Annotated in this window: 13 protein-coding genes and 1 pseudogene; 9 read left to right on the top strand and 5 right to left on the bottom strand. The window is 71.4% G+C overall.

The genetic code is table 11. The annotated features are described in order from the left end of the window. Positions 1 to 6 precede the first annotated feature (6 nt). On the bottom strand, positions 7 to 1,218 hold the full coding sequence (locus AB0O07_RS07120) for a cytochrome P450 (protein ID WP_365628288.1): 1,212 nt from the start codon (positions 1,216 to 1,218) through the stop codon (positions 7 to 9). Between the two features lie 166 nt (positions 1,219 to 1,384). Between AB0O07_RS07120 and AB0O07_RS07115 the strand changes: the two genes are divergently transcribed. Next, entirely contained in the window at positions 1,385 to 1,993 is a 609-nt protein-coding gene (locus tag AB0O07_RS07115) for a helix-turn-helix domain-containing protein (protein WP_365628285.1), read from the top strand. 52 nt (positions 1,994 to 2,045) lie between these two features. Here AB0O07_RS07115 and AB0O07_RS07110 read toward each other — a convergent pair whose 3' ends face one another. Next, positions 2,046 to 2,291, bottom strand: a complete 246-nt coding sequence (locus AB0O07_RS07110; protein ID WP_365628282.1) for a hypothetical protein — start codon at positions 2,289 to 2,291, stop codon at positions 2,046 to 2,048. 322 nt (positions 2,292 to 2,613) lie between these two features. Next, positions 2,614 to 3,690, bottom strand: coding sequence for an AraC family transcriptional regulator (locus AB0O07_RS07105; protein ID WP_365628279.1), 1,077 nt, complete (start codon positions 3,688 to 3,690; stop codon positions 2,614 to 2,616). A 113-nt stretch (positions 3,691 to 3,803) separates the two neighbouring features. Between AB0O07_RS07105 and AB0O07_RS07100 the strand changes: the two genes are divergently transcribed. Further along, positions 3,804 to 4,556: an SDR family oxidoreductase gene (locus AB0O07_RS07100; RefSeq protein WP_365628276.1), complete on the top strand. Its 753-nt coding sequence runs from the start codon at positions 3,804 to 3,806 to the stop codon at positions 4,554 to 4,556. A 51-nt stretch (positions 4,557 to 4,607) separates the two neighbouring features. On the opposite strand, the pseudogene AB0O07_RS07095 reads toward AB0O07_RS07100, so the two are convergent. Beyond that, positions 4,608 to 4,747: pseudogene (locus AB0O07_RS07095) on the bottom strand (MarR family transcriptional regulator); the annotation flags it as partial. A 90-nt stretch (positions 4,748 to 4,837) separates the two neighbouring features. Then, entirely contained in the window at positions 4,838 to 5,341 is a 504-nt protein-coding gene (locus AB0O07_RS07090; RefSeq protein WP_365628273.1) for a MarR family transcriptional regulator, read from the bottom strand. A 281-nt stretch (positions 5,342 to 5,622) separates the two neighbouring features. Between AB0O07_RS07090 and AB0O07_RS07085 the strand changes: the two genes are divergently transcribed. The 7 genes from AB0O07_RS07085 to AB0O07_RS07055 all read left to right on the top strand — a co-directional run bounded on the left by AB0O07_RS07085 (position 5,623) and on the right by AB0O07_RS07055 (position 12,677). Then, on the top strand, positions 5,623 to 6,279 hold the full coding sequence (locus AB0O07_RS07085; RefSeq protein WP_365628270.1) for a DUF998 domain-containing protein: 657 nt from the start codon (positions 5,623 to 5,625) through the stop codon (positions 6,277 to 6,279). Positions 6,280 to 7,009: 730 nt separating this feature from the next. Then, on the top strand, positions 7,010 to 8,257 hold the full coding sequence (locus AB0O07_RS07080; protein WP_365628267.1) for an MFS transporter: 1,248 nt from the start codon (positions 7,010 to 7,012) through the stop codon (positions 8,255 to 8,257). A 38-nt stretch (positions 8,258 to 8,295) separates the two neighbouring features. Next, positions 8,296 to 8,421 (top strand): hypothetical protein, encoded by a 126-nt coding sequence (locus AB0O07_RS07075; protein WP_365628264.1) that lies wholly within the window; start codon positions 8,296 to 8,298, stop codon positions 8,419 to 8,421. Between the two features lie 692 nt (positions 8,422 to 9,113). Next, on the top strand, positions 9,114 to 10,007 hold the full coding sequence (locus tag AB0O07_RS07070; protein WP_365628261.1) for a hypothetical protein: 894 nt from the start codon (positions 9,114 to 9,116) through the stop codon (positions 10,005 to 10,007). Between the two features lie 113 nt (positions 10,008 to 10,120). Continuing rightward, on the top strand, positions 10,121 to 10,747 hold the full coding sequence (locus tag AB0O07_RS07065; protein WP_365628258.1) for a glycosyltransferase: 627 nt from the start codon (positions 10,121 to 10,123) through the stop codon (positions 10,745 to 10,747). Beyond that, positions 10,744 to 11,451 carry a response regulator transcription factor gene (locus tag AB0O07_RS07060; RefSeq protein ID WP_365628255.1) on the top strand — a complete coding sequence of 236 codons (708 nt, stop codon included), beginning with the start codon at positions 10,744 to 10,746 and terminating at the stop codon, positions 11,449 to 11,451. The genes AB0O07_RS07065 and AB0O07_RS07060 overlap by 4 nt, the downstream gene beginning before the upstream one ends. A gap of 59 nt (positions 11,452 to 11,510) precedes the next feature. Continuing rightward, positions 11,511 to 12,677 (top strand): HAMP domain-containing sensor histidine kinase, encoded by a 1,167-nt coding sequence (locus AB0O07_RS07055; protein ID WP_365628252.1) that lies wholly within the window; start codon positions 11,511 to 11,513, stop codon positions 12,675 to 12,677. Positions 12,678 to 12,690 lie beyond the last annotated feature (13 nt).

Here is a 12,690-nt window from a genome sequence, read left to right as displayed (position 1 = left end):
GTGTGTTCACCAGGTGACGGGGAGCTCGGTGACGCCACCGGTGAGGGTGGTGCGCACCTCCAGTTCGTCGACGCCCTTGGCGAGGCGGAGGCCGGGCAGGCGGCCGGCGAGGGTGGCGAAGACGACGCGCAGCTCCACGCGGGCCAGGCTGGCACCGATGCAGAAGTGCATGCCGTGGCCGAAGCCGAGGTGGGTGCGTTCGGCGCGGTCGGGGTCGAAGGTCTCGGCGGCGGTGTAGACGGACGGGTCACGGTTGGCGGAGTTGACCGAGAGGATCACGGCGTCGCCGCGGCGGATGGTGACCCCGGCGAGGTCGACGTCGGTGTGGGCGTACCGGAGCAGACCGAGGTCGCCGGGGGCGCCCATGCGCATGATCTCCTCGACGGTCGCGTTGACCCGGCCGGCCGGGTCGGCGGTCAGCGCCTGCCACTGGTCGGGGTGGGTGAGGAGGAACAGGGTGCCGAGGCCGATACGGTTGACGGTGGTCTCGTGCCCGGCGAACAGCAGCCCGACGCAGAGCCGCACCATCTCGCCGTACTCGTACTCCGGATCGGTGCTCTGCGCGCGGACGAGGTCGGAGATGACGTCCTCGCCGGGATGCGCGCGCTTGGTCTCCGCGAGAGCGGTCATGTAGGAGCTGAACTCGTCCCGCGCGCGGTGAGCCTCCTCGCCGATGGCGTAATTGGCCATGCGCTCCGACAGCGAGGCGAAGTACGGGTGCTCGCTCTCGGGCACCCCGAGCAGCCGGCAGATGACCGCGACCGGGAGCGGGAAGGCGAGTCCGGCGTGCAGGTCGACGATGCCGTCGGGAGCGGCGGCGTGCTCGGCGAGCAGCCGGTCGACACAGCCGTCGACCAGGTCCTGGACATGATCGGAGAGCATGGTCATCCGTTTGGCCGAGAACGCCGGCGTGAGCAGCCGGCGCATCCGGGTGTGGTCGGCCTCCTCGGTGGCGTGGTTGCCCGAAGGACCCTCCTGAATCGCGGCGCTGGTGATGCGCGACGCCCGCTCCGGTTCGGGGTGGGAGCGGCCGAGCCGCTTGTCGCCGAGCAGGTCGCGGACCTCGGCGAAACGGGTCACCAGCCAGGCCGGATCACCGGCCGGAGTGGTGACCGGCGTGATGGGCGCCTCCCGGCGGAGCACCTCGTACAGGGGAGCGAGATCGAGGACGTTGGGGCGGGTGAAAGGCAGCTGCGGACGCTCGGCGGCAACGCTCATGGCTCTCCTCCAGTGATCTTTCCCGTAACCCGACCGTAGCACTTTATTGGCAGTCACTGTCAATAAAGTTTACGCCAATCGCCATCCCGGCGCGCCCGCCTAAGATCACCCGATGGAGGAATTCAGACAGAGTGGCGGCCACGCACCTCGCCGGGGGCGACCGCCGGTGAGCAGCGAACAACGCGAAGCGCAGCGCCTCGACATCTCCCGCCACGCGGTCCGGCTCTTCGCCGAGCACGGGGTGGCCGCCACGTCGGGGGAACAGATCGCACGGGAGGCCGGAGTCTCCGAACGCACCCTGTGGCGCCACTTCCGCACCAAGGAAAGCTGTGTGGAGCCACTGCTGACGAAGGTGGTCGACGCCTTCCGCGAGGTGTTGCACGCCTGGCCGGCCGGCACGGACCTCACGGAGCACCTGCGAGCGGCGTACCGCCCCCTGCTCGAATCCTCGTCCGGCACGGACATCGAGGCGGTCCACGCCGTAGTACGGCTGACCCGTGACGAACCCGCGCTGCGCGCCGCCTACCTCATGCTCCGCGAGCGCGCGGAGGACACTTTCGCCGAAGTGCTGGCCGAACGCATGGCCCTGCCCGCCGCGTCATTCGAGGTCCGCGCGCAGGCCGCGGCCATGAACGCCGTACTCAAGGTGGCGGCCGACCGGCTCGCCGACGACACGGCGGACACCGGTATGACCCCCGAGATCCTCCGCCGCCACCGCGAACAACTCGCCGGCGCCATCAGCCTCATCACCCAGGGAATGCCGAACAAGGGGTGAGACGTCCCCGCTGGACCGGTTCTCCGCCCGTAAGACGGCCGGACGACGAAACCTACGGGTGGCCGGTGTTGGTGAGCAGATACATCGGGAAGGCGAAGAGAATCGCTGCCGTGCGGCCCGCGAGGCAGAGGGGGCGGCGCCCGATGCCGTCGGTGAGCGAGCCGGCGAGGAAGGTGACGGCGATGGCCAGGACGCGGGCGGTGCCCATGACGACCAGGGTGGCGACCAGGACGGGTTCGCGGCCGAGCCGGTCGGCGAGCAGCTGCCGATCGCGCCGCCGAGCGGGCGCATGACGCAACCGACCGCAACCGACCGCAAGGGTGGCGAACGACAGGAGCGTGCCGACGAACCGGCCGCTCCAGGAAAAGGGGATCGCGGGTGCGTGACGCGCGCTGGACCCGGGCCGCACAGCGGGGCCGGGGGGAGGTTCGACGATGGGGAAACCCGGTCGGCTCCCGCACTCGCCCAGGCCGAGCGCCTGCATACGCCGGCGGCGACGGGAGGAGGCCCGGCTCGCCCGCACCGTCCCGCCGTGCGGGCCGAGGGCCTCGTAAATCGCCGCGCACGGGCACTTCGCCGACAGCGGCCAACCGTATCCGCGACCTCAAGGAGGGTTACGGTCAGACGCCCACCGAACACGCTCGCGCGTCCGCGTCGCGGGTAGCGGAGTCGGCGGGCGCCGTACTGGTCTCCTCGTCGCCGGCGTGAGCGGCGCGACCGGGTTGAGGGTGCCTCGCTCGGTTTCCGTTCGCGGTTGAGTGCGCCGACTGCCGTGCCCGGTTCCGGAACTGTGCGGGTGACGAGCCGACCACGCGGCGGAACGCGGTGCTGAACGCGCTCTCGGAGAGGTAGCCCGTGGCCCGCGCGAGCTCGGAGATCGACTGGGTGTCGCGGGCGAGGGCATCGCGCGCGAGGCTCATGCGCCAGTGGATCAGGTACTCCAACGGCGCCATCCCGACGTGGTTCTTGAATGCCTTGGCGAACGCGGAACGCGACATGTGGCTGATCTCGGCGAGTTCCTTGAGGCTCCAGGAGCGGGCCAGGTCCGCGTGCACGGAGCGCAGGGCGGCACCGATGCCGTCCTCGTTCAGAGCGCCCAGCCAGCCGGTGGGCCGGTCCGTCCGGCCGGCGTGAGCACGCAGCATGTGCACGAGAAGGATCTGGGCGAGGTGGTTCTGCACCAGCGGGCCGCCGGCGGCGGAGACTCCGACCTCGGTGGCCAGGAGATCGATGAGCTGCGCGAGCCGCCCGCCATGGGGATCGCCCATGCGGACGATCACGAGCGGCGGCAGAAGGTCGGTCAGGAGGGCCGCGTTCTGGTCGTCGAACGCGATGTGCCCGACGCACAGGTAGAGGTCCTCCTCGGACGTGGGGCCGATCCGCACGAACCCGTCCTCGGCGCTCGCCCACACCCGCTCCGCGGGGCGCGGGCTCGCGTCGGGTGTGCTGGCCAGCACGTAGGGCGGCGGGTTGCCCAGCATGAAGGTGTCACCCTCCCGCAGGAGCACCGGCTCGTGCCCGTCGAGGATCAACCAGCACCTGCCGCTCACGAGGCCACCGATCCGCACGTGCGGGAACGTGTCGAAGCGCAGCGCCCACTCGCCCGCGGCCCGGAGACTGGGGCCGATCACCGTGCGGGGCCGGAGCAGACCGATCGCGTCAGCCACCGGATCCCGGAATCCGAGCACCGACGACACCTCCTGGACGATGCGTAAAGAAAGTCGGACTATGCGTCATGGATGGTATCCCCGATCTCCCGCAGTATCGATGACGAACGGACCGGCGTCGAGAGAGTGATGGAGACATCCACATGGGACAGTTGGAAGGCAAGACGGCAGTGGTCACCGGGGGCAGCACCGGTATCGGTCTGGCAACCGCCGTACGACTGGCGGACGAGGGCGCGTACGTGTTCGTCACCGGGCGACGCGAGGCCGAACTGGAGGCCGCCGTCAAGGCCGTCGGAGCGGACCGGGCCACCGCGGTCGCCGGCGACATCGCGAACCTGGAGGACCTGGACCGGCTCTACGCGGCGGTCCGGGCGCGAGGCCGGGGTTTGGACGTGCTCGTGGCGAACGCGGCGATCGGTTCGTTCATGACGCTGGAACAGACCACCGAGGAGCACTTCGACCAGACCTTCGCGGTCAACACCCGCGGCACGCTCTTCACCGTGCGGAAGGCGTTGCCGCTGCTCAACGAGGGAGCCTCCATCGTCATGGTCGGTTCGACGGCCGCCGACCGCGGCATGGAGGCGTTCGGCGCGTACGCGGCGTCGAAGGCGGCCGTCCGGTCCTTCGCGCGGACATGGTCCACCGAGCTCAGGGGCCGTGGCATCCGGGTCAACGTGGTCTCGCCGGCATGGATCGAGACTCCCGGGGGCACTGCCGCCTTCGGCGACGAGGCGACGGCCCGAGCCGTCAAGGAGCAGGTCGCGGCGACCGTGCCCAAGGGCCGTATGGGCCGGCCCGAGGAGGCCGCCGCGGTCGTGGCCTTCCTCGCCTCGGAGCAGAGCAGCTACGTCGTCGGCTCGAACGTCTACGTCGACGGCGGCGAGAACCAGACCTGAGGCACCACATGATGGGGGGGCATCCGAAGCGACGCGGCCGGCGGGACTGACGAGCACGACGGAGTCGGAGGCGGACAGCCGGAGTCGGTCTGGACATGCCAGGACAGCGGTCCGATGAGTGTCTCCTGCACGCGGATGAAGCTGTCCCAGGCGGCCTTCTGCTGTGGGTCGAGCCGGCGTTGCGCTTCGACACCGCCGCCGCCGCGAACTGGGGTGCGACGTAGGCCCCGCGGAGCGGCACCTCCTCTCCGGTCCATGCCCGAGCCGCGGGAGCCTCGTGATCACGACGGGCAGGGGCGCTGGGCCACCGTTCCCGCAGAGGACGATGAGCGGCCGGCGCGCAGGAGCTTGACGGCGAGGTCGAGGATCTGGCGGTGCTCCTCGGGGCCCAGCTCCGCTGTCAAGGCGGCGATTTCCGCCTCCACTTCGCCGGCGCAGAGCTCGACGAGGTCGCGTCCCGGCGGTGTGAGGCTCACCAGCACCGCGCGTCCGTCGTGGGCGGATGCCTGGCGCTGGACGAGGCCACGCTTCTCGGCGCGACTGACCAGTCCGGTTATCGAGGACTTGTCCAGGTTCAAGTGGCGGGCGAGCTCCAGCATCCCCGGCCGGCGGTCGCGCAGGATCCCGAGGAGGCGCAGCTGGATGACCGAGAGGTCATGCCGGCCCGCGGCGCGCGTCAGGACGCCTTGGACCAGGAAGGACAGCTGGGCCAGGGCGTCCATGGTGTTGCTCGGTTCGTCGTGGGCGGGATCGGCGGGCGGCTGGGCGGCTGGACTGTCGGACATGGGCGGGAAAACTCCGGTTGACCTAGTTGGTGCCGCAAGCGAGCGTGAAGGTAGTACGTGACGCAAACGATACGCCGCATCCGGGCCGGTGTCCCGCATGCCTGCCGCCGGAGGAGGCCCTCTGGCGGCGGGCCCGGCCGCCGTCCGAGCGCACGGGGTTGCTGAGCGCTGTGCGATGTCCGGGCGGCCGTCCTGACGGGGCGACGGCAAGAAGGCGCTTCATGGAAGCTTCATGGTCGCACTCGTCTGTGCCACACCGTGCTCCGGTTGCCTTCCGGGTCATGGACGGATCACACCTCACACGCACACTGGCTCTCGCCACCCACGCCGGCCTGGCCGCTTCGGTCGTCGGCGCCACGGCCCTCCACGTGGGCTGGTCGACGCAGGTCGACGCCATCCGGCAGACGGTCAGCGACTACGCGCTGAGCGAGGGCGCCGACGCTGTCTTCACCGGCACTGTGGCCAGTCTGTCGGCGGGATCGACGGCGCTGCTCGCCTCCCTGGTGCACTCCCGTCTCCCCGTGGGCAGGACCGCCACGGTCCTGCTGGGCGCATGGTGCGGCGGGCTCGTCCTCACGGCCTCTTTCCGGACCGACCCGATCGACAGTGCCCCCACCGCGCACGGACTGATCCACCGCTACGCCACCGGCGTGGCGGTGGCGGCCCTGCCGGCCGCCGGGCTGCTCATCTCCCGCCGCCTGGGCCATCTGCCGCACTGCCGGTCCTCGGTTCGGTCCCTGCGCCGCGTCTCCTGGGCCGGCGCGGCAGCGGGCGCCGGGTTCCTGGCCACCCACCTGTGCGCGCGGCGGCCCACCACGGCGGCTGCCCGCTGGGTCGGCGACCGGCACGGTCTGGCCGAGCGGGTGACCCTCGCCCTGGAGCTGGGGGTGCTGGGCGCGCTTGCTGCCGCGATGTGCTCGGGACGGAGCCGTACATGATCTGGCTCGCCATCGCCCTGGTTCTGGCCAGTGCCCGCTGCTTCGCGGCCGGGACCCGACTCCAGGCCTGCTCGGTGAGGCCCCCGCCCTGTCGGCCCGCACCGCGGGCTCCGGCCTGACCTGCGCAGCCCTCGTAATAGCCGGAGTGGTCCGCCTCGCCCCACGTTCCGTATCTGCCTGCCCTGGAAGATCCGCCGCCGGACCGGCCGGCTGCTGGACCGGCCGGCTGCTGGAGCGGCCGGCCCCGGACGTGGTGCGCGTGCGGTCCCGCTTCGGGTGGGCCGCACCGTGCTCGCCGCCGCCCGGCGCGAAGGCGGCCTGCTGGTGGGCCCGGCGTGACTGGCCGACGATTTCCGCCATGCCTGGATCGTCACCGCGCCCGCCCTGCGCCGCAAAGCTGCTGCCCGGCCGCGACCTGGGTCAGTCACCCGCGTCAATATATGCATTTTGCAAATAAACCTGCACCGAAACCATGCTGCTGCTCAAGTTGACTGGCGGTAAGCGATGTTTCTATTCTGTGCAAAATACAGGTGTTGGAGCCGTGTCTGTTTCAGGGTGCATCTCCCCGCGCGGCTGTCGAGGCCGTGCGGCGGCCCCCACCCGCGACGGCCGACGCTCCAGCCCGTATCCGAGATCTCCCAACCCCCGTGTCGGCACACGGAACAGAGGCGGAACAGTGACGTACTGGAACAGTGGCAAGCGAAGTCCGCGGGAAACCGACGGCGAGGCGGTGGTCGAGCCGCATCGCCTCAACAAGCGCCTGATGCTTCCGATCTTCGTGATCGTGAGTCTCGACGCCGCCGGCGCTGCGGCTGTGCTGGCCGCCGCGCCGTTCTATTTCGAGGGCCTGGGGGCCACGCCCGTCGTCCTCGGCGTTGTCCTGGGGGCCCAGGCCCTCAGCCAGTTCGTCGGTGCGCCCCTGCTGGGCCAGCTCTCCGACCGGTTCGGGCGGAAACGCATTCTGCAAGGCTGCCAGATCGGGGCGGTCGCCGCCCTGTGTACGCTCGCCGCTGCCCAGGTCGTGTGGCTCGGGCTGATCGCATGTGTGCTGCTGGGTCTCAGCGCCGCCAACTTCTCCGCCTCGGCCGCCTATGCGGCCGACCACAGCTCGCCTGTGCAGCGCCGCCAGGCCATCGGCCTGCTCAGCGCCGGACTGGGGCTGGGCGGCGTCATCGGCCCCAGCGTCGCCGGATGGCTCTCCGATCTCTCCCTGACAGCCTCGATCCTCGGCGCCCTCACCTTCTCCCTGGCCGCCCTCGCCCTCACCACCTTCTGGCTGAAGGACACCGGCGCGGCCGGGACCACCGGCCGGCGCCGCCACGGTACGGCCGGCCCCAGCTCCTTCCGGTCCCTGCTCACCTCATCCGCCGTCCGCGTCCTGATCGTCGTGGTGCTGTTCCACTACTTCGCCTACGGCATGTACAGCTCCGAGCTCGCCGTGTTCCTCAAGGACACCTTCGTCTGGGACGGGCATGCCTTCGGGCCGAAGGAATTCGGGTACATCCTCACCGCCGACGGCGTCATCAACATCCTGGTCCAGCTTTTCCTGCTCAAGTGGCTGGGGCGGCTCATGTCCGAACGCACCCTGATCGTCGCCGTGCTGGGCTTGCTCGCCACCGGCTATCTCCTCGCCGGGGTGGTCACCGAGATCTGGGGCCTCGCACTCGCCGTCCTCTGCGTCAGTACCGGCGTCGCCCTGGCCCGGCCCACCTTCATGGCCGCCCTCTCCGTCCACGTCCCACCGGACCGTCAGGGCGTGGTCATGGGGGCCAGCCAGTCCCTGGTGGCTGCTACCGACGTCGTCACCCCCGTCCTGGCCGGACTCATCCTCGGCGCGCGGCTGTACGAGGCGTGGATCGGCGCCGTCGTGGCCATCGCACTGGCCGCGGCCCTTATCGCCCGCTTCGGTCTCACCGAGCGGCGCCCGCCCCGCCCCGATCCGGTCAGCCTCTACGAGGCCCAGCCGCCCGGCGTGTGACGGCGCCGGTTCCCGCCGACGCCCCGTCCGGTGCTCACGTGGCGGCTGCCCCGGCACTGGGCCGGAGTCGAGCCGTACCCAAGACCGGCGTCGGCACGTTCGAGAAGAGGGTCCTGGGGCGCGGCTACGCCGACAACCTCCTCGAAGTCGCCGAGCTGCCCTGACCTCGTCGCGGGCGTGCGGGCCCTCCCCGCGCCCGCGGTCCCGGCTCTCGGCGACCTCCCCGACCGGTTACGGAGTTAGTTGGTGCCGCGCACTATTCCGATGTAGTTTGTGTTACGTACCAACTGTGAGAGAGGTGGAGTCCTGTGCCTCATGACGGGCGTACGGCCTGCGTCCCCCGCACCCGACCGCGCCGCACGGCCACCGAGCGGTGCGGTGCGCGGATCGCACGCCGGATGGCCCGTTCCGCCGAGGCCCCGGCGTGGGCGGTCACGGCCGCATACCGGCCGTGGCCACCAGGCTCGCGCACCCCGCGCCGGCCGATCGGGAAGACCGCTGAGCACGGGCCTCACGGAAGCTTCATACCGACCGCCGCAGGGGCCACACGGAGTTCCCGTTCGATGGGCACCATGCTCGCTCTCCTGGCTTTCCTCTTCCCTCCAGGCGCCGCCGCCCGGCGCCTGGACACACAACCCCCCGTCTCGGTCGCGTGTGGCGCCCTGGCCCGCCCCCTCGTCCTTGGCGGAGCCCTCCACGTGGGTCGTTCCGCCCGGACCGACCCTTCCGCCGCGCCGTTCTTGCGTGGCCGCCAGGTGAGCGTGCGCAACCCGGTCACCCCCGCCGCCGGGCCCGCACCTCAGCTCCCCGCTCTCGGACTCGGGTTCGACGTGCTGCGTGGGACGGCGGAGAAGCGATGACGGCCCTGGCGATCTTCCTGGCCGTGCTCAACGCCGTCTGCTACACCACCGCCGCCCGCCTACAGCACCAGGCTACCCACGCCACCGCGCCGGTGGCTGGGCGCTCCTCCCGGACCGCGGCCCTGGTGCGCAGCCCGCGCTGGCTGGCGGGCCTGGCCCTGCTCGCGACCGGCGGCGCTCTGCACGTCACCGCCCTGCGGCTGGCGCCGGTGACCGTCGTCCAGCCCCTGGGCGTCACCACCATCGTCCTGAGTGTGCTGTGGGGAGCGTACTCCCGCTCCGCCCGCCCCGGGTGGACGACCGTTCTGGCGCTGGTCGGGATCGTCGTCGGCGCCGGATCGTTCGCCGCGATCGCCGCCCGTGTCACCGTGCCCACCACCGTCACGTCCTCGGCCCAGCTCAAGTCCACCCTGCTGGTCGCCGCCGTGCTCGCCGGCTGCGTCACCATCGCCCGCCGTGTCAGCGGCCCGGCCCGGGCCCTGACCCTGGCGCTGGGCGCCGGCAGCGCCTACGGCTGCATGTCGGTCATGATGCGGGCCACCGGCGAGGAGCTGACCAGCGGCGGGGTCGGCCCGGGCTTCTTCGGCGCCCTGGCTGCCCTGGGACTGACCGTCGCCGCCGGATTCCTGCTGGTCCAGGGTTCCCACGCCTCCGGCCCGCCGGAGATCACCGTCGCCTGCCTGACCCTGGTCGACCCCTTCGTCGCCGTCCTCATCGGAGTCGGCCTCTTGGGCGAAGCCCCCGGACTCACCCCGAACACCGCCACAGCCGCCCTCGCCTGCTGGACGCTCGCCCTCCTCGGCGTGCTCCACATCACCCGAACCACCGTCGCCACCCCCCTCGCCACCCCCGCAGCCGTCACGGCCGCCCCGGTCACCGCGGTCCGGTGACCGCGCCGTCGCACCGCAGTCTCCGTACCCGTCCACCCGCAGGAGCGCGACATGCACACCATCCACCCCTTCCGCCGACGCATCGTCATCGGCGCCGACACCTTCCCCTCGACGTGAACGGCGCGGTGACCTTCGCCCAGCGGCTCGCCGAGCGACTCGTCAAGCGCGGCCACGAGGCTCACGTCAGCGCCCCCGCCCCCGCGGCAGGCCCCGGCACCCGGGTGGAGAACGACATCACCGTCCACCGCGTCCCCTTCATCACCGTCCACCGCGTCCCCTTCCGAGAGACGCCCTTCCTGCGGCAGATCCGGCCCGACACCGTCCCCGTCCAGTCGCACCTCGCGCTCCGCCGCACCCCGGCCGCGGCAGCCCGCGGGCACAGCACTACGGCCGTGGCGGCCAACCCCTTCATCCCGGAGAACCTCATCGGCTGCACCCGACCGCCCTCCCGCCTCGCCGCCACCGCAAGCCAGCCCGCCTGGCGCGGCCTCGCCCGGATCCACCGCCGCGCCCACCTCGCCACCGTCCCCACCCCCAGGGCCGTGCCGCTCCTGCCGGACCACGGCCTGAAGGCCCCGGTCCTCACCGTCTCCCGCGGCTCGGACCCCGAACGCTTCTCCCCGCCCAGTCCCCCGCGCGAGCCCGGAACGGTCCGCGTGCCGTTCGCCGGCCACTCCGACCAAGGGAAGAACGTCCACGACCAGGCCGCGCGCCGCGATCCGTTGGAGCACACCCCATGAAGACCCAGCGTGTCCTGGTCGTTGACGACGAACCCAAGATCCGCATGACCGTGCGCGGCTACCTCGAAGCCGACGGACTCCAAGTCCTGGAAGCCGCCGACGGCCCCTCGGCCCTCAAGACGCTCTCCGCCGATCAGCCCGGCCTCGTCATCCTCGACGTCATGATGCCCGGCCTAGACGGCTTCGAGGTCCTGCGCCGAATCCGCCGGACCAGCAAGGTCCCCGTCATCATGCTCACCGCCCGAGCCGAGGAAGTCGACCGGCTCATCGGCTTCACCGGCGGCAGCGACGACTACGTCACCAAACCCTTCAGCCCCCGAGAACTCGCCCTGCGCGTACGCGCCATCCTGCGCCGCACCGACCTCCACCACGACGAGACACCCACCGACACCGCCCTGCGGTTCGACGGCCTGACCCTCGACCCCGACTCCCGCACCGTTCATGTGGACGGCAAAGGCGACGTGGACCTGTCCGCCCTGGACTTCGACCTGCTGACCGCCATGGCCGGCAATCCCGGCCGCGTGTTCACCCGCCGCGCGCTGCTGGCCCATGTCTGGGGCGAGGACTTCTTCGGCGACGAACGCGTCGTGGACGTCCACATCCGCACCCTGCGCCGAGCCCTGTCCGACGACGCCAGCACCCCCCGCTTCGTCGGCACGGTCCGCGCCGTCGGCTACCGCTTCCTGGCCCGACCTCTCACCTGACAACCGGGCCGCGCCCAGCGCGGCCCGCACCTCACCTCCGCCGCCCAGAAGAGGACCCGATGCGGACCACCTACCGCCCGGCACACGCCCGCCGACGAATCTCCCCGCGCGACGTCCTCGGCAGGCTGTCGTTGCGCAACCGCCTCATCCTCTCCCACCTCGCCGTCCTGCTCATCGCGCAGGCGGCGATGGCCGGTGCCCGCGCCCTCGTCGACGGCCCCTCCCAGGGCCACTACCTCGACCTGGCCGAACAGAACGACCGCCAGGACGGCCTCATCGACTCCGACCTGGCTCTGGGCCTCGGCCTCGGCACCGCAGCGGCCTTCACCGCAGCCGTCGTCCTCTCCCGCTTCCTGCTCCGCCCGCTGGACAACGTCCGCACAGCCACTCACCGACTCGCCGAAGGCCACTACGAGGACATCCTCACCGTGCCCAGCGAACCGGGCCTGGCTGCCCTGGTCCAGGACGTGAACTCCCTCGGCGCGACCCTCGCCGACACCGAACGCCGCCGCGCCCGCCTGGTCTCCGAAATCGCCCATGAGATGCGGACACCCATTACCATCCTCCACGGCCAGATCGAAGGCTTGGCCGACGGCATCTTCACCCCTGACGACGCGATGTTCGCCTCACTCGCAGACGACCTCGACCGCCTGCGGCGCCTCGCATCCGACCTCTCCAGCCTCTCCCGGGCAGAAGAGGGCGCCTTCACCCTCAGAGCCGAGAACACCGACGTCGCGGCCCTCGCCCGAGCCACCGCCCAGCGACTGCGTCCCCAGTACGACGACCAGAACATCACCCTCGCCGTCGACGCCGGCATCCCCGCCGTCACCTCCGGCGATCCCGACCGCATCACCCAGGTCCTCATCAACCTTCTTGGCAACGCCCTCGCCGCTTCGGACCCCGGAGGACACGTGTCGATCTCCGTCCGGAACGACCCACCCGCCCATCCCGCACCCGGGCACATCACCGTCAGCGTCACCGACGACGGCATCGGCATCGCCCCCCATGACCTCAACCGGATCTTCACCCGCTTCGAACGCGTCGAGCACCCCGGACGCCCCAGCCCCGCCGGCGGCAGCGGTATCGGCCTCACCATCGCCCGCGGCATCGCCCAGGCCCACGGCGGCTACCTCACCGCCACCTCGCTGGGCATCAACCACGGCTCCACCTTCACCCTCCGGCTCCCCGTCACCACCAGCCCGCCCCCTGCCGGCCCCACGCCGTAGCGCACCCGGCAGG

Origin of the sequence: Streptomyces sp. NPDC093085 (assembly GCF_040683935.1) — a bacterium.
In the GTDB taxonomy this organism is placed as follows: Bacteria; Actinomycetota; Actinomycetes; order Streptomycetales; family Streptomycetaceae; genus Streptomyces.
This window is presented reverse-complemented; position numbering and strand designations above follow the sequence as displayed.